A 17,074-nucleotide genomic window follows, 5' to 3' on the forward strand; every position below is an offset into this window, starting at 1 on the left:
TGTGATTTTAGTTCTGCTGCAAATGTCAGTTTGCCTGGTACTTCAATCTCATATGAATGACCTATTCAAAACCATCAATGACCTGATTTCAGTAAAATCATTAAAGCTACTGCACAAGCATCAGAAGATGCCGGGTTTTGTCCTGTAACCAGCAAGCCATCAGTTTCAACATGACTTTGCCAATCTTCAGATTTTTGATAATGACCGCCATTTGCTTTGAGCATGTCTTCAACAAGAAATGGAACGACCTCCGTGAGTCCTACAGCAGATTCTTCAGAATTAGAAAAACCAGTGACTTTACGACCAGAAACCAGAGAGTTACCGCTTTCAGACTGAGTATGGCGGAAAACGGCTGGCGCGTGGCAAACAGCACCAACAGGCTTTCCCTGAGAAATAAAAGCTTCAATTAAGGCGATTGAAGCAGGATCTTCTGCCAAGTCCCAAAGCGGTCCGTGCCCTCCCGGATAGAAAATGGCATTAAAATCCTCAGCATTCACTTGGTTTAATTTCAATGTATTTGCCAAACATTGCTTCGCATCCTCGTCCCGTCCAAAACGGCGAGTAGCATCTGTCTGCGCATCCGGCTGGTTACTTTTAGGATCGATCGGCGGCTGTCCACCGTTTGGAGATGCCAGCGTCAATATGGCTCCCGCATCTTTAAAAACGTAATAAGGAGATGCAAACTCTTCCAGCCAAAAACCCGTTTTGTGCCCAGTCTCTCCAAGTTGATCATGTGATGTCAGCACCATCAGAATTTTCATTGTTATCTCCCTCAGTGAAGTGTCTTCAACCCATTAGAGATTAGTCAGGTTCAGCGAGAACTCTACCTTTCCGCCATGAAAAGCAGACAAATTCAACATCTGAACCCAAACGAAATATGTAAACTTAGTGTCCCAGCAAAAACACAATCTCACTCAGGCATTAACCGCCGGCAAGTTTAACGGTATGCCCTTTTTTCTCCAGGGTCGCTTTTAACAAATCGCGTTTATCTCCCTGAATTTCAATCGTTCCATCTTTCACTGAGCCGCCGCAGCCGCAGACCTTTTTCAGTTCGGCTGCCAGAAGCTTCAGTTCTGTGTCATTCATATCCAACCCGGTAACGATGCAAACACCCTTCCCTTTCCTTCCCTTTGTCTGGCGCTGAATACGAACAACACCGTCTCCTTTCGGGCGCTCAGGTGCTGCTTTTTCTTCTTTGATTCGGCCTGTTTCGGTAGAAAAAACTAATCGGCTGTTGTCACTCATTGAACTCGATCCCAATAACTGCTTGAAAAATGTGACCCGGTCATCAGGTTGAATACAGATGTTTGCGACCGGTGCCAGCCCGAATAATATCAATAAATAGGCTTCTAACGGAAACTCATATGATTCGTAACGTAATCTTTGACTTTGGTGGCGTGCTGTTCGAATGGAATCCACACAGAGTGGTCGAAACCTTCACTCACTCTCACTATGAGCAGGAAGTTTTGCTCAAGAATGTGTTGCAACATCCCGATTGGCTCGCATTGGATCGCGGAACAATGCTGATGGCAGAAGTCATACCTAAGTTTGCAGCCCGGACTGGCTTTCCGGAAGCTCGAATGGAAGATTTTATTGATCATATCCAGAGCAGCCTAAGACTTATCCAGGCATCCAAAACATTACTTGATGAGCTCATTGAGCAAGAGTTTCACCTTTATTTTCTCAGTAATATGTGCACAGCTTTCTTCGAAACTCTGAACGAAAAGCACGACCTTTCAACTTTGTTTGATGGCGGGCTGCTGTCTGCAAGAGAGCTTCTTTTAAAGCCGGAACCTGAGATATTTCAGCTTCTTATGAATCGATACGACTTAATACCGGAAGAGACGTATTTTATCGATGATAATGAACTGAATGTTCTGGCTGCCAGAGAACTGGGGATCAACGCGATTCATTTTTCAGCAACCCCGAGTTGTTATCAAGAAATCCGCTCAGCTTTGAGACTGAAGATAAGTTAACTGAATCTATGCTTACTGAGTTATCTCTTTAACATTGAGCTGAACTAAGCATGACTGCTTATGTCTATAGTACCCATAGATGTGATCATGTGTTCTCTGGAGGTTTTGTGAATAAAGCATTGATTCCACTCATGTTAATTGTATGTACTTTGAGCAGCCCTTTCTCTCTGGCTGAAGAAGGAAAAAGCAGACCTCAGGAAAAGAAATCTATCGTCGGGCAAGTTGAAACCATCAAGATTCCTGATTTAGACATGGAGTTCCTTGCTCGTATTGATACTGGCGCCAATACAACATCAATCAATGCTTCCAACATTCGGGTACTAGGTGAAAAAAGTGACGACATGCGAGAAAACCTTGGCAGCATGGTCGAATTCACCACTGAGAATGAAAAAGGCGAAAAAGCAACCTACAAAGGGAAGATCGTCAAAGTCAGTAAAATCAGGAACGCGCAGGGCGTTGAACGTCGTTACGCGGTCAAAATGGATTTAAGCTGGAATGGTGAACATAAACGCGTATCCGTGAACTTAAGAAACCGCAGTAAGCTGGAATATAAATTACTGATTGGCAGAAATTGGTTAATGGGCGACTATCTGGTCGATGTTGAGAAATCTGACGAAGACGATTAACCCCCTACCATTTGATTCGCTAATAAAAATTTTAACTTACCGACTTGATTCCAGGTCGGTATTGTTTATAGTAATTTTATTCTCAATGTTTAGTTATAGTGCGCCAGAATGAAAAAAATTCCTGTGGTAACCAACGAATCTGAAAAACAGCGCAGTATTCAAACTTTCTCTTTACCGATAGAAGATGTTGAGGTGTGGAAAGTTCTGACTCATCAGCAGTATTCAGCGAATACTTTGCTTGCATTCAAGAACGATTGGAACCATTTCCTGAGCTTTTGCTTGGAGAGGCACGCATCTCCCTTACCAGCCACCGTCAAAATTGTTCATGAATTCATAGACCGCATGGCACAGAAACGAAAACTGGCCAGTTTGAAACGTTACATCGTCACTATTGGATTGGTTCATCGTTGCCACGCGCTCCCAGACCCTTGCCGGCATACTGAAGTTCGCCTGGTACTGAACAAGTACAGGCTCGAAAAACAAGATGACTATAAGAATGCAGCCGCTTTTCGGGACGACCATCTGCAGCGGCTTGCCGAGAATTTCTCACTCGCAACCAAACCGAAAGATGTCCGTGATTTCGCGATTTGGTCCATCATGTTTGAAGCCATGCTGAAACGGAGTGAACTGGCAGCGTTGACGGTAGATCATCTGGACATCGCCCCATCCGGCTTAATTACCCTGAATGTAAAAGAACACGCCATTGCCTTGAGCACACTCGCCTCTCAAGCGCTTCAACGTTGGTTAACCATCGGAATCATTGAAGCCGGAAACGTCTTCCGGCGTATCGATCGTCACGGAAATATTGGCGATCAGCCGCTAGACCATTCCTCAATTTACCGCGTATTCAGACGTGCCGGAGATGAACTGGGTGTCAGCCACGACACCATATTTTCTGGCCAGTCGCCTCGTGTCGGGGCCGTGAAAGATTTATCTGATGCCGGTGTATCAATTCATGATATTCAGGCACAAGGACGTTGGAAGAGCCCGGCAATGCCGGCGCAGTATGCTGGGAACAAAGATAAGCACGATACTGAAATCGCAAAATATGTAAAAAATAAGCCTTGGGAAAAGTGATGTATTGAAAATACGCTCAGTCAGCTTGGTCCGGAAGTCCACTGTGGCTGCGCAAGGTCCTGAATTGGCTGAGTGATACGCTCGAACAATCTTTCAAGCGGCTTCAGATCACCAAAATAACCAGCCTGATTCGCTTCCACCCACTCTTTCAGGTTAATGCCTTCCCAACAAATCTCATAGCCGGCATTTAAGGCCAGAATTTCAAAGAAAATGCGCTGAACTCTGCCGTTTCCCTCACGGAAGGGATGGATCACATTCAGTTCACAGTAATAGTGAGCTGTCCGGCGAATAAAATCATCGAAATTCAGATGGCAAAGATAATCTTCTTCTGCCAAGGCATCAAAAAGACGTTCAGCTTCTCTTGCAATGTTGTTCGCGTGACAAAACCGCGTTTGTCCTTTCGTGATGTCTACACGGCGAATCTGTCCCGCCCATGCATAAAGATCCTGAAACAGGATAAAGTGAATTTTTTTCAGGTAGGACAGTTGGAAACAGCCGAATTCAGGCTCAAAATGTTCTGCACGCACACGGGTAAAATCACGCTCCGCACGCGCCAGTTCATCTTCATCTTCTATATTCAGCAAATTAATCAGCACAACAGAATCAGGATAACAATCCGGATCCTGCTGAACGCCATACTTATCTCGCATAGGCTTTTTTCAGCTTCGCGATCAACGCTTCTTCAGTCAGCGCAACCTCTGATGCTTGTTCTGTCACAGACAGCGCATCCAACTCAAACCCCTCTAACTTTAAACTGGCCCGGTAGTTGCGCCTGCGCATTGCCCTGAATCGCTCCGCTTTTACTTTTGTCGTCAACATACAGTGCTTAAGGTGTCTTTCAGTGAGTATTACAGCCCATGAAAAAAACGCCAGTCAGACTGGCGTTCGTATCAATGCAGGTTCATGGGATTAAGGATTACACTTCAGAACGCTGAACAAATTGCAGAGCAGATTCCTGAACGCCTTTCCTGATGGCTTTTTCCAGGTAGTCCGCAAATTGATGACCATAATGAGCCAGCATTTGCGGGAACATGGAAATTGGTGTCATTCCAGGAAAAGTATTGATTTCATTGAGCAATATTTCATTCTCTTCACTCAGGAAGAAGTCAATTCGGGACAGGTCTTCCAACTTCAGATGCACAAATGCTTTTCGGGCATAGGCTCTGATTAACTCAACCTGTTCTTCGCTGATATTCGTCGCTTCAACCACAGTCGTTGAATGGCTATCTGCACTGTATTTTTCTTCATAAGTGTAAAACTTGCCATCCGGACAAGTCACTTCACCCGGCTTGGTTATGATCAGCTCATCACCATACTGGTATGCAGCAACTTCAAGCTCCCGGGGACGAATTGTTTTTTCAACCAGAACCTGATCAGAGAAGGTGAATGCATTTTTGATCGCTTCTCTCAAACTGTCTTGATCTGTCGCGCGGTAGCAGCCGACAGATGACCCCTGACAAGCGGCTTTCACAAACACACTTCCCCAGCGCTCAAGTGCTTCTGCCGCACTTTGGAACGCTTCTTCTGTCTGTTCACTCAGGAAGACATATGGCGTGTTCGGGATGCCAAGCGCATCGAACCATAATTTTGAGGTAATCTTGTTAAAACAGTTGGTACTTGCCTGTGGGCCACACCCGAAATACGGCAGACCAACCAGCTCTAATAAAGACTGAAGATCACCGGTTTCGCCCGGATACCCATGCACACAGGGAATCACATAATCCACAGACAGCTTTTCGCCAGAATCCGATTGAATGCTGCGATCAAGGTTCAATTGCCAGCGTTGGTTATCTTTGTCAAACCATCCGTCAGACTTCATTTCAATGCGTATATAGCGAATGCCATCAATCGACTGGAGGTTCTGTTCAATAAAGTTAGCCGAAACTAAAGACACTTCGTGTTCGGCACTACCGCCACCACAAAGTAATAAAACATGAATTGGATTCATCTTGATCCCTTATCAATCGCTGCCTGCCGGCACATGAGGAACCGCCAGACGATCAATTTATTATTGCCGTTGAAACCAGACTTCACAGACACTGATTTCACAAAAAACTTCAACAGCATTCAGGGCATCAACTATTGCATCTTATCCATCAGGCATCAAGCGATCGGCAGGATTCCTCTGCGCAAAAAGGGCTAAAGATACAAAAAATAAGCTCCTCGTGCGGAGGAGCTCTGGATTGTCAATTTTCAGTGAACTTTTGTCAGCTTAGGTTCCGGAGACTGATGGATTTTTGCCAGACTTCGAACAAATGGACCGAAAGACTGAATATCGCCTGGCAGTTGCTGAATGGCTGCTTGCGCTTCCTCTACGGTTTTAAAATGACCGTACAGCAAGGTATACCAAGGTTTCTCACGATAAGTTTTCTGGTTGATCCACACAGGCTGCTGACCTGGTAGTTTAGCCACATAAGGTGCAAAACCACTGTTCTGACTTAACCCCAGCACCTGAACAGTGAAACCCGTCTCAGGCGCGGCAGCAAATTCATAATTGGCCTGAGAAGCCTTGCTGCTGTCCACCAGGGTTACAGTCGCTGCCGGAGCCGCTGTTGCCGCTTCGGTCATTGTTTCATTTTGAGCTTTTGTTTCATTACTGACAGCAGGCATAGTCTGAGCCGTCATCGCAGCAGGTTCGGCCATCGGCGCGATTTCTTGCTCCATTGGCACTACCTCATCGTTCAAGGCGATATCACCTGAAGTTAGTGGTTCAATCGGACCATTCATCTGCTCCACAGCCACGGGTTCATCATTTACTGGCTGCTGTGCCAATGCAGCCTGTTCCTGTTCTTCCAGCGTCGGTACCACAGTGCCATTGATAGTTTGACGTTCATTGTCTAGCGCACAGCCTGCTAAAGCTGAAGTAATAGCAACCATTAAGGCAATTTTTTTCATTATCATCGTGCCTGATTTATTGTCTTGAAAAGATTCTGCACCCCGACCTGATACCAATCAAGCCCGCTCCATACAGGGAGCTGTATTATTGGCGTTATATCACAGGTTCAAAGCTTCCTAAATAATAGGTTGATTTTTTATTGAATTTCCACCTTTTCATAAATATGTACAAACAAAAAATGGCAAAGGCGTTTCACAACTCACGCATCAGCCACAGACAATGTTAACCAGATTCCATTACACTCACAGCAGCGGATCATCTGCCAGCCGTTATTGAACGCATATTTGTCTGTACTGACGGATTCACAGCTTTTGGCAACCGGAGAGAATTTTTTGCAATGAAAGGACTTGAATCTCTGCTGAAACCACGTTCAGTTGCCGTCATCGGCGCTTCTGACAACCCGAAACGTGCCGGGTATGTCGTGATCAAAAACCTGTTGTCCGGAAATTTTCATGGCCCCATCATGCCCGTCACACCCAAATATGACGCGGTCGCGGGCGTGCTTGCTTATCCGGACATTGATAGCTTGCCTCGGGTGCCGGACCTTGCCATCCTTTGCACCCAGGGTCACCGGAACGTTGACATCATCGAGCAATTGGGCCGAAAAGGTGTGAGAATGGCCGTCGTGCTGGCCGCAGGGATGAACGTTGACTTAGATGGTGACGGTGTCACGGAAGATGTCCGGATGCATGAGGTTGCGAAAGAATACGGTATGCGCCTGATCGGTCCGAACAGTATGGGGATGATCCTGCCCTGGCACAACCTGAATGCATCGTTCTCCCCCATCGCCGCCAACAAAGGAAACATCGCTTTTATTTCTCAGTCGGCCGCTGTCTGCACCACCATTCTGGACTGGGCCAAAAATAAGAATATCGGATTTTCGACTTTTATCTCACTAGGCGATACCTGTGATATCAGCTTCGCTGAGCTGCTGGATACCCTCTGTCGCGACAGCAAAACACAAGCAATTTTGTTGTATATCGATTCCATTCGGGATGCCCGCCGGTTTATGTCGGCGGCACGGGCGGCGGCAAGGAATCGGCGGATCCTGGTCCTGAAAAGCGGCAGAACCAAAATCGGCAGCGCTGCGGCACACCTTCACACCGGAGGTGAAATTGGCCTGGATGCCGTATATGACGCTGCGATAAAACGTTCCGGGATGCTTCGGGTTCACAATACACACGACTTGTTCGCTGCAGTCGAAACGCTGGCCCATGCTGTCCCATTACGGGGGGAGCGCCTGGCAATCCTGACCAATGGCGGCGGTCCGGCTATTATGGCTGTGGATGCGCTGACAGAGCGAGGCGGTAAGCTGGCAACCCTGAGTCCGGAAACCATCGATAAACTTTCTGCAGTTCTGCCTGCCAGCTGGTCACAGTCGAACCCGATTGATATCGTTGGCGATGCCGACATCATGCGTTACGAAGCCGCAACACGCATTTTGCTCGATAGTGATGACTTTGATGCGTTGCTAATCATGCATTCCCCTTCAGCCATTGCTCCGAGTAAAGAAACGGCTGAGCACATGATCAGAGTGCTGCGGCAACACCCACGTACTGCGCACTTCAATATTCTCAGTAACTGGGCGGGCGAAACACAGGCTCAGAAAGCCCGTCAAGTCTTTACGCAGGCAGGATTTCCGGCCTACCGAACGCCGGAAAGTGCAGTGACCGCTTTCATGCATTTGGTGGAGTACCGCCGAAACCAGAAACAGCTGATGGAAACGCCGTCCTCATTCGGTGAGACACAAAGCAATCCGGGCCATGTTCACCAGTTACTTGACCAACTGCTCGAAGAGAAGATTGATCATCTGGAAACCCATGAAGTCAGGCCGCTTCTGGAAAGTTATGGTTTTCATACCCTGCCGACCTGGATTGCCTTAGATCCGGCAGAAGCAGCACACATAGCGGAGCAGATTGGTTACCCGGTTGCAGTCAAACTGCGCTCCCCGGATATCCGCCACAAATCAGAAGTACATGGGGTCATGCTGCACCTGAGAACTGCGGCAGAAGTCGCCAATGCATCACAGGCCATTCTTGATCGGGTTTCGCTCAACTATCCGATAGCGCGGATAGAAGGATTACTGGTCCAGCGTATGGCCAATCGTGCCGGCGCCCAGGAGCTTCGTATTGCCGTTCATCCCGATCCGGTATTCGGCCCCGTCATTCTGATTGGCGATGAAGCAGCGGAATGGGACATTCATCGCGATGCTGCCGTCGCGATTCCCCCGCTCAATATGGCGCTTGCAAGATATCTGGTCATCAATGCGCTGAAAACAGGCAAAATCAAACAACGCAGCCTGCCTGACCGGCTGGATATTCCTGCACTGTGTAAGTTGCTGGTGAAGCTCTCGCAATTAATTATCGATTGCCCGGAAATCACGGAGCTTGATATTCACCCGCTGCTGGCTGCAGGGGAAGACATGACCGTTATTGATGCGTCAATGACGATCCGGCCGTTTACCGGAGATACTCAGGAGCGGCTTGCGATCCGACCCTACCCGAAAGAGCTGGAGATGTTCACAGCCCTGAAAGATCAAACCCCCGTCTTGCTGCGCCCAATCCGGCCGGAAGATGAGCCCGGCCATAAAGCCTTTATTGCCAGGGTCTCTCATGATGACTTATACAACCGCTTCTTCTCGGAAGTGGGTGAATTTAATCATGAAGCTTTAGCCAATCTGACTCAGATTGACTACGACCGCGAGATGGCTTTCATTGCCGTGAGTCTTGACCCTGACTCTCATGAGGAGCAGGAAATACTCGGGGTCAGCCGGGCGGTATCCGATCCCAGCAATGAAGAAGCTGAATTTGCCGTACTGATTCGTTCCGATTTGAAAGGACAAGGTTTAGGCAGCATTTTGCTCAATACCATTATTCAATACTGCAAACAAAGAGGAACTCTGCGAATGACCGGAATCACCATGCCGACAAACCATGGCATGCTGGCGCTGGCCAGAAAAAGTGGATTCCAGGTTGAGATTCATTTTGAAGATAAAACAGCCGAGCTGTTGTTGCCGCTGCAACCAGAAAATTTGAATGCCGCCAGCGACTGAAGACAGTGCTGACCTGAAATTCAGGTCAGCCTTTTACAGATATGATCAATTCAGGTTCTTTTTCCACAATTGTTCAAGCTGCTGAATTGCCCAGGTTTTCGCTTTCCCCATCCGGCTGCGGTTCCAGGCAAGCACCAGTTCAAACTCCCGGACAGGATTATCTCCAATGGTCACCAACGTTCCGGCTGCCAGATCTTCCTGAATAAAACAGGCCGGTATCGTCGCAATACCCAGCCCGGCACGAAGCGCATTGAGCTTATCGTACATGCTGGATACCGTCAGCAGTGGCTGTTCTTCCAGAATATTGTGTGTAATCGGTGGTAAATTTCTGGCGGTGTCCGCGACAGCGATACCGCGATACTGCTGGCGGACCACAGGAGCCAACGGATCCTTATGCTGATGAATCGGATGATCAGGGTGAGCAACCCAGACAATATCCATCTTGCCTAACGGCTGAATTTTCACTTCCGGCGGAGCAACGCTTGGCGGTGGCGCGATCAGAATGTCAGCCCTGTCTTGTGCCAGCGCTTCCCAGCAACCAGCCAGAATTTCCTCCCGAAACTTCAGACGGGTTTTACTTTTCTTCGCCAGACCTTCTACAAGCGGGAACATCAGATCCAGACGCACCAGACCATCATAGGCAATTGTCAGCTCAAGTTCCCAGCCATGTGCCAATGCTGTCGCGTCCGATACCATTTCATCCGCTGCAGAAAGCAGTAACCGGCCTCTTTCCAGTAATAGCCGTCCCGCTTTAGTGAACACAGCTTTATGGCCCGAGCGATCAAAGATCACCAGATCCAAATCCTGCTCCAGCTTTTGAACCTGATAGCTGAGTGAAGACGGCGCACGGCCCAGTTCTTCAGAGGCCGCAGCAAAGCTGCCGCGACGTTCAATGGCATCCAGAACCATTAATGCTTCAAATGATAATAACCGGCTCAATTTGTTTTCCCTGTGCCATGACAGCTGTGAATTACAGGCTGTTGTAACACACTCGCCAGAAAATACCTATCAGCTCATTTCTTTAATGCATGGATTTCAAAGGTTGCATCAATTGTCGGCGTTTCTTCAGCATCAACCCAAAAGCGATGAGCACATAGAATACCGCCAGCCCCCATAACTGAAGCCACCAGCCACTGATCTGCTCAAAACTGGCACCCATTTGATTTAACCGCAAAAATCCATTGATTGCTGGCGTCGCCGGAACCAACTGAACCAGCCAGTGCACGGGAGCCGGCAGTGCAGAAACAGGCCAGACAAACCCCATGGAGAAAACGAGCGGCAGAGAACTCAATACCACCACAACAGTGACCAGTTCTTTCCGCGGTAATAGTTCACCAACCACAACGCCAAAAGCTGCAACTGAAATCAGAAACGGCAAAGTCATGGCAACCATATCCCCTATGGATGCCAGGCGGCTGATGCCATAGGTGTCAAAACTCAGACCAAAATAATAGGCGCACAGCGGAATATAGATGAGGGAAAATAACGACACACGGACAAACAGAATTTTCCAGGCAGGCAACGAGTCCCAGTAGCCATGCTCACCGCGTGCCCTTGCTTCATTCTGCGTCGCACTGACCAGTCCGGAGCCAATAATCAGGGTCTGATGCAAAATGAAAACGAATACTGCGGGAACAATATAGTTGATGTATCCCATCGTCGGATTAAATACAGGCTGCATACTCAGCTTCACGGAGGAATATTGTTCTGCTGCCAGAGCAATACTGTCCCCCTCGACAACCATGCGTGCAACTTTTGCTTTGGCGCTCAGAGTGCCTGTCGCAGTTGCCAAACCTTCAACGACTGTTCCATAGACTAAGAAGAGTGCCGCATCGCCGGAGAAAGAAACAGTCGGACTGCTTCCCAGCAAAAGATCACGTTGAAAATGTTCCGGAATCAGCAATATTCCCTTCACGTCCCGATTCAGCAGCCAACGCTTTGCTTCCTCAAGGCCCGATGCAGTTCTCATCACCTGCACTTGTGGTGTGGCGTCTACCATCCGTACCAATTTACGGCTGATTGCGCTGTTATCGAGGTTCACGACTGCGATTTGCTGCTCTCGCGGCAATTGTTTGGCATAAGGCAGCGGATAAAGCAGCGAATAAATCAGTACGCCTCCGAAAACAGTGAAGATGATCGCCGGATTCGTAAAAATTGCCTTGAGTTCAAGTCGTAAGATGTGACGCCAGCTCATGCCCTTGCCTCCAGTTGGCCTTTACGCCAGGACAACATACGTAATACCGCCAGTCCAAAAGCCAGAATGAATGTGGTTAAAATCAGAAGCTGTGGCATCGCCTGCTGAAGGCCCGTGCCATAATCGACCTGCTGAACCTGAATCTCAATGTAATGACTGACAGGCAGCAATGCTCGCCAGGCAGCAGCAATCGTCTGCATGTCTGTCGCCGGAAAAGTAATCCCCATGAAAGCAAAAGCCGGCGCCGTAAAACCGGCAACAAAGCTCATCGCCCGGGTCACATCCATTGCCACAAAAAAGAATAACGTTGCCATGCTCAGACAGGCAATGACCATGAGCGCTTGTGCCAGCAGCAAGATGCTCCAGCTGCCATGCATCGGCCAGCCAATCAGCACATACAGCCCCCAGAGAAATAGCATGCCCTGAGCCATGAAAACCAGCCCATAAGGTAACAATTTACCCAGCAGAAGCGTGACTGGCTTTTGAGCCAGCCAGGGCAGCAATCCCTGGCGACGTTGTTCAACCGCCAGCGCCATCACCGTTGTCGCGATGATAAAAATCTGCCACAGCGCCGGAATGATTCCGGATACCAGAAACTGACCATAGTGCGAGTTACTGTTAAACAACGGGATGATCTGATTACGAACCGGCAATGCCTGTCCGAGAGCCTGAACCGGTACCGTTGTCCCGCCAGCCATTTTCTTCATCGTATCAATGCCAGCGGTATAAGTTGCCTGAGCCGAAACAAAAGCACTGTTCACCAGTTTGGCAATGAGAATAAATTGAGCGTTATTAAACACAGTCACGGACGGTGAAGCACCGCGGAGTGTGTCTTTTTCCATCGATTCAGGGATCACCGCCAGCGCATAGATATCACCGTTGCGCAGCATAGCTGAGCCTTCTTCCACACTGGCAAACTGCTTTGTAACAGCCAACGTCGGACTGGCGTCGTAATATCGCACCAGTCCGCGAGACAGACGGCTTTGATCCAGATCCACCACACCAACCGGCAGATCTCTGGCAATCCCCTGAGAAAAGATCCACCAAACCAGCACAGACAGGCATACCGGCAAAACAAACAACATTGTTTTCAGCCAGGACTCCTGCTGAATGATGCGGCATTCTCTTTTAAAAGCAGTCAGCAACATATCAGTCTACCAGTACGCTCATACCGACACGCAAACCATCCACAGGCTGGATTGGTCTGGCTTCAACTTCAAATGTACGCATGTCAAACCCCTGGCGGGCATCTGTGGTCCGCCAGGTTGCAAAATCACCCATTACAGATAAATGCGTCACCTGAAACTCGTACCGGCTCTCACCCAGAGCCGGAATGCGAGCTTCAAACGTTTTGCCCTTGGCAAAATCTTTCAGACGATCCTCACGCACATGGAATACAGCCCATGCATCATCCAGATCGACGATATTCACAACCGGGAAACCCTGCGGAGCGAGTTCGCCGTCATGCAGTAAGATCTGGCTGACTTCCCCGTTATGCCAGCTTGAAATCTTGGTATCGGCTGCATAGGCTTCCACTTCTGCAACAGCACCTGCGGCCATACGTTCCTGTTCCTGAGCTGCCCGCTTGGTTTCCTCCCGGGCACCTTCTTTCGCCATTTGATACATCTGATAAGCCGCCTGTTCGGTATAACGGGCAGCCTGCCATTGTGTATAGGCTTCATCACGTTTCTGCTCGGCAACAACCCCGTCACGGTACAAATTATTCACACGACGATAAGTCTTCTCGCTGAGTGCTGAGGCTGCTTTCGCTTTCTGCCACTGATCCTGAGCTGCCGCAACTTCCTGAGCACGAGCGCCATTCTCTGCCTGCTCAGCCATAGCACCTGCCGCTTGCTGGCTGGCTTTCGCCTGTTCCAGTTTTGCATCAATTTCCGGGCTGAGAATGGTAAAGATCAGCTGACCTTCACTCACTTTATCGCCTTTACGCACCAGAACCTGATCAATTCTGCCGGCGACTTTTGAAGAAATATTGTACTGCTGGGCCTCAATTTGTCCCTGCAGACGTTCAGCTTGCGGCTGATAAGCGTCCCAAAAGCGGTAACCTAACCAACCAGTCAGTGCTACAGCGGGCAGAACCACTGCAAGAATTTTCAACTTGCTCATCTCAGTTAACCTTTAATCCTTTGTAATTTTCATATTCGTCGAAGGTATTGATACCGCCGCTGACGGCCAGAAGTCGTGATAACGCTGTGACATAATGATAAGCCGCGGACAAACGCTGGGTTTTCACACTTGCCAGATACAGTTCAGCATCAACGACATCCAGAGACGTTGACAGTCCCTGACTGAAGGCTTTTTCACGTAAGAAGACACTTTCTTCTGCCAGTGCAACACTTGAAGCCAGACCTTCATATTCCTCAAGCGCCTGTGATGCCTCGCGATAGGTTTTCTCCACCAGCACTGTTAAGTCCTGCTCTGCCTGGGCTCTCAGGTAATTGACCTGAGTCATCGCACTGTGAGCGGCTTTCACTTTGTCTGACCGGCCCGACGAGTCCAGCAACGGAATACTCACACCAACACCAATGGCCCAGTCAGGTGCGGTTTTGGCGGCAAGCGTATCTTCTTCATAAAGGTTGTAATTACCGTAAACAAAAACTTCCGGATAATACTTTCCTTTCTCGGCATCCAATGCCCCGTTAGCCTGACGCTTCTTGGCATCCAGGATATGCAGCCCCGGATAATCACTCAGCGTTTGATTCAGGAAGGTCATCATGTCCGGTAAACTTTCATTCACAAATAATGCAGTGGTGGGCGTTGCCGGGGTCTGCAATTTCAGCATCTTGGTTAAAGCAACCTGCGCAATTTCCAGATTCCGTTGTGCTTTCAGACGTTCTACACGGGCTTTGTCATAAGAAGACTGAGCCTGAAGACGTTCAACTTTCGCAATCTGACCTTGTGCTTCCATTTTCAGCGCATTTTTGTAATGTCTTTCAAGCCCTTTTTCCGCTTCCTGCCGTGTTTCCATCACTTGCTGAGCGAGTACCACGCCAAAGTAATAGTTTGATAAATCTTCAAACTTGGCATGCTCTTTCATTTCGAGCATATACTTCGCTTCCTGCGTCTTTCCTTTGGCAATGTCCTGAGCAGCCATAATCCGTCCGCCAAGAAATACCGGCCAGACCGCACGGACAGAGCTGGTCAGAATGTCTCTGTTCGTTACGCGGGACGTGAACAATTCATCAAGCTGTGCCGATGACAAGCCCAGTTTCTGTTGCAGAAGCATGCTTGCCACCTGACTTTTGCCTGCAGGCGTACTGGCAATGATATCGGAAGGAGCAATCTCAACCGGAGCATCCAGGTAGGTATAATTCGCCGAAACCGTGACTCGTGGTAATGACAATGCACGAGACGCTTCCTGCAAATGTTCAGCTTTTTCAACATTACTCTTTTCAGCTGCCAGTTCATCGTTATGGTTTCGTACGAGCTGCCAGGCATCATCAAAACTCACGGTAGCGGCTTGTGCCTGAAAACACAGAGCACTGATCAGTAACGCAAGGGAAAAGGGTTTAGCCTTGGGCGGGCTGACTATCATTTTTTTATCCTTCATACCTCAAGAACGGCAGCTTTCATTTTAGAGTTATTACTCTATAACACAAGCGTCACACACATATTTCTTTCACGTGATGTCACAACATACTGTTTTTAAAGCATATCAAACGAAAAAGCCCTCACAAGAGGGCTTTCATCAATCATTGAAAAAATGATTACATAAACCATTTCCACCAGATAAAGGCGACAAGAAAACCATACAAATAAACCAGCCCCGCCCAGGAGAGATATTTCATCCCCAGACTTAACTTCATTTCTGCAGGTAAAGAGGCACCGGTCAGCAAACGATAGTTCAGGTACGCAAATACAGGCGTCGTCATAAACGCCAGCACCATCGCAAAGTTCATCATGGGCATAAGTGCTGAAGTAAAGAACAGAATAATGGCCATTGCCAGCACGCTCACGATGATCATCCAGCCATTAATGTAACGATTTTGTGCCAAAGGCTTTTTCTGAATCAGCAGCTGAGCTTCCGCCAGAGCCCGTGAATAACCGTCAATCACAGTAATCGTGCTGCCGAAAATACAGAAGAACGCAATAACCGCAATCAGATAACGGGACCACTCACCGATGGTAGACGCATACATGCTGACCAGCTGATGCGAGAAGCCAATACCTGATGCTTTCAGCTCCGTGCCTGAGCCATAGAGCACCAGCGCACCCAGTGAAAGGAATACAATTGCCAGAATCGCAGTGCCAATGTAGCCCACGTTGAAATCAAACAATGCCGAACGCGTCGTGACTGTCTGTTCTTGACGCTGACTCTTCAGCCAGAGTGAAGTCAAACAGGAAATCTCTATAGGTGCCGGCATCCAGCCCATCATGACGACAATGAATCCAAAAGACGCTAGCGTCCAGGCTGACGGGCCCTCATAGTCGGCAGGCGCAACGCTGCCATTCCCGGCCGCAATCACCACAGCGGAAATGGTCGCAATCACCAGAACTGACATGATCACTTTCGATAAGCCATCCAGCGCCTTATAGTGCCCAGCCATCAGAATGATCAGACAAGCGGCCAGTACCATCGCAGATAAAACAGACAAAGGCAGCTCGCCCGGCATGAAGTAGCCCAGCAGACTGGCGCTGAACAGGAGCAACGCCGCAGTATTGACGATACTTGAAATCAGGTTGAGGACGAAGAAAACCAGCAGGTAACCACGTCCCATATCATCATATCCTTCCACAAGGCTTTTACCGGTTCCCATGGTGTATTGAATGCCGGCTCGGAAGAAAGGATATTTAAAAAGATTAACGAGCAGAATGATTGCAGCCAGTTGCCAGCCGTATATCGCACCGGCTTTGGTTGATGCTACCAGGTGAGAACCACCGACGGCTGCTGAAGCCATCATGATTCCGGGACCCAAAGATCGAATCAGTTGCTTGATGCCATTGCCCGGACGGGCCTGTGGCGGGTTTGATGTTGTGTCTGACATTCAAATACGTCCTTTGTAGTTTTTTATAGTAATGAACTTATTTGTCGCAGGTTTAAATTATTTATGCAATCCCCGCACCCGGCCTCAATCAATACGATTCACTAACCATAAACAACATAAAGCACATAATTCTGGTTTGAGATCAGTATGCATCAGTTCCTACCGAAGAAAGCCGTAAAAAAACGATAAAAAATATCGGTGTAAATGATTGATTGCATGATAAGAATCCCGGCCCTCTGATTCCCGCCAA

At 48.4% G+C, this 17,074-nt stretch carries 16 protein-coding genes; 4 read left to right on the forward strand and 12 right to left on the reverse strand.

Annotated elements, in window-relative coordinates:
* Positions 1-74: 74 nt before the first annotated feature.
* Both ACYP03_RS03365 and yciH read right to left on the reverse strand, forming a co-directional pair.
* Positions 75-761, reverse strand: coding sequence for a type 1 glutamine amidotransferase domain-containing protein (locus tag ACYP03_RS03365; RefSeq protein WP_459778497.1), 687 nt, complete (start codon positions 759-761; stop codon positions 75-77).
* A gap of 160 nt (positions 762-921) precedes the next feature.
* Positions 922-1,245 carry a stress response translation initiation inhibitor YciH gene (yciH, locus tag ACYP03_RS03370; RefSeq protein ID WP_330960003.1) on the reverse strand — a complete coding sequence of 108 codons (324 nt, stop codon included), beginning with the start codon at positions 1,243-1,245 and terminating at the stop codon, positions 922-924.
* Positions 1,246-1,364: 119 nt separating this feature from the next.
* Here yciH and ACYP03_RS03375 point away from each other — a divergent pair, with 119 nt between their 5' ends.
* The 3 genes from ACYP03_RS03375 (at position 1,365) to ACYP03_RS03385 (ending at position 3,679) form a co-directional block, all read left to right on the forward strand.
* Positions 1,365-1,976, forward strand: a complete 612-nt coding sequence (locus ACYP03_RS03375) for an HAD family hydrolase (protein ID WP_459778498.1) — start codon at positions 1,365-1,367, stop codon at positions 1,974-1,976.
* Positions 1,977-2,083: 107 nt separating this feature from the next.
* Positions 2,084-2,602 (forward strand): ATP-dependent zinc protease family protein, encoded by a 519-nt coding sequence (locus tag ACYP03_RS03380; RefSeq protein WP_248142381.1) that lies wholly within the window; start codon positions 2,084-2,086, stop codon positions 2,600-2,602.
* Between the two features lie 108 nt (positions 2,603-2,710).
* A complete protein-coding gene (locus ACYP03_RS03385) occupies positions 2,711-3,679 on the forward strand; it encodes a tyrosine-type recombinase/integrase (protein ID WP_248142382.1) in 969 nt (322 codons plus the stop codon).
* 20 nt (positions 3,680-3,699) lie between these two features.
* On the opposite strand, the gene ACYP03_RS03390 is transcribed toward ACYP03_RS03385, so the two are convergent.
* From ACYP03_RS03390 to ACYP03_RS03405, 4 genes are all read right to left on the reverse strand, one after another.
* Positions 3,700-4,329, reverse strand: coding sequence for a putative adenosine monophosphate-protein transferase Fic (locus ACYP03_RS03390; protein WP_330960001.1), 630 nt, complete (start codon positions 4,327-4,329; stop codon positions 3,700-3,702).
* A complete protein-coding gene (locus ACYP03_RS03395; RefSeq protein WP_459778499.1) occupies positions 4,319-4,495 on the reverse strand; it encodes a YhfG family protein in 177 nt (58 codons plus the stop codon). Before ACYP03_RS03395 ends, ACYP03_RS03390 begins: the two co-directional genes overlap by 11 nt.
* A 100-nt stretch (positions 4,496-4,595) precedes the next feature.
* A complete protein-coding gene (locus ACYP03_RS03400; RefSeq protein WP_330959999.1) occupies positions 4,596-5,627 on the reverse strand; it encodes a D-alanine--D-alanine ligase in 1,032 nt (343 codons plus the stop codon).
* A gap of 245 nt (positions 5,628-5,872) precedes the next feature.
* A complete protein-coding gene (locus ACYP03_RS03405) occupies positions 5,873-6,574 on the reverse strand; it encodes an SPOR domain-containing protein (RefSeq protein WP_459778500.1) in 702 nt (233 codons plus the stop codon).
* Between the two features lie 338 nt (positions 6,575-6,912).
* On the opposite strand from ACYP03_RS03405, the gene ACYP03_RS03410 reads away from it, so the two are divergent.
* A complete protein-coding gene (locus ACYP03_RS03410) occupies positions 6,913-9,627 on the forward strand; it encodes a bifunctional acetate--CoA ligase family protein/GNAT family N-acetyltransferase (protein ID WP_459778501.1) in 2,715 nt (904 codons plus the stop codon).
* Between the two features lie 45 nt (positions 9,628-9,672).
* On the opposite strand, the gene ACYP03_RS03415 is transcribed toward ACYP03_RS03410, so the two are convergent.
* The 6 genes from ACYP03_RS03415 to ACYP03_RS03440 all read right to left on the reverse strand — a co-directional run bounded on the left by ACYP03_RS03415 (position 9,673) and on the right by ACYP03_RS03440 (position 16,824).
* Positions 9,673-10,566 carry a LysR family transcriptional regulator gene (locus tag ACYP03_RS03415; RefSeq protein WP_459778502.1) on the reverse strand — a complete coding sequence of 298 codons (894 nt, stop codon included), beginning with the start codon at positions 10,564-10,566 and terminating at the stop codon, positions 9,673-9,675.
* A gap of 82 nt (positions 10,567-10,648) precedes the next feature.
* Positions 10,649-11,821 carry an ABC transporter permease gene (locus ACYP03_RS03420; RefSeq protein ID WP_459778503.1) on the reverse strand — a complete coding sequence of 391 codons (1,173 nt, stop codon included), beginning with the start codon at positions 11,819-11,821 and terminating at the stop codon, positions 10,649-10,651.
* Positions 11,818-12,966, reverse strand: coding sequence for an ABC transporter permease (locus ACYP03_RS03425; protein ID WP_459778811.1), 1,149 nt, complete (start codon positions 12,964-12,966; stop codon positions 11,818-11,820). The genes ACYP03_RS03420 and ACYP03_RS03425 overlap by 4 nt, the downstream gene beginning before the upstream one ends.
* 4 nt (positions 12,967-12,970) lie before the next feature.
* The gene (locus ACYP03_RS03430; RefSeq protein WP_459778504.1) at positions 12,971-13,945 is read right to left on the reverse strand and encodes an HlyD family secretion protein; all 975 of its coding nucleotides are present in this window, start codon (positions 13,943-13,945) and stop codon (positions 12,971-12,973) included.
* 1 nt (position 13,946) lies between these two features.
* Positions 13,947-15,374, reverse strand: a complete 1,428-nt coding sequence (locus ACYP03_RS03435; protein WP_248142391.1) for a TolC family protein — start codon at positions 15,372-15,374, stop codon at positions 13,947-13,949.
* Between the two features lie 172 nt (positions 15,375-15,546).
* Positions 15,547-16,824 carry an NRAMP family divalent metal transporter gene (locus ACYP03_RS03440; RefSeq protein ID WP_248142392.1) on the reverse strand — a complete coding sequence of 426 codons (1,278 nt, stop codon included), beginning with the start codon at positions 16,822-16,824 and terminating at the stop codon, positions 15,547-15,549.
* Positions 16,825-17,074: the final 250 nt, after the last annotated feature.

Source organism: Photobacterium sp. R1, assembly GCF_054600795.1.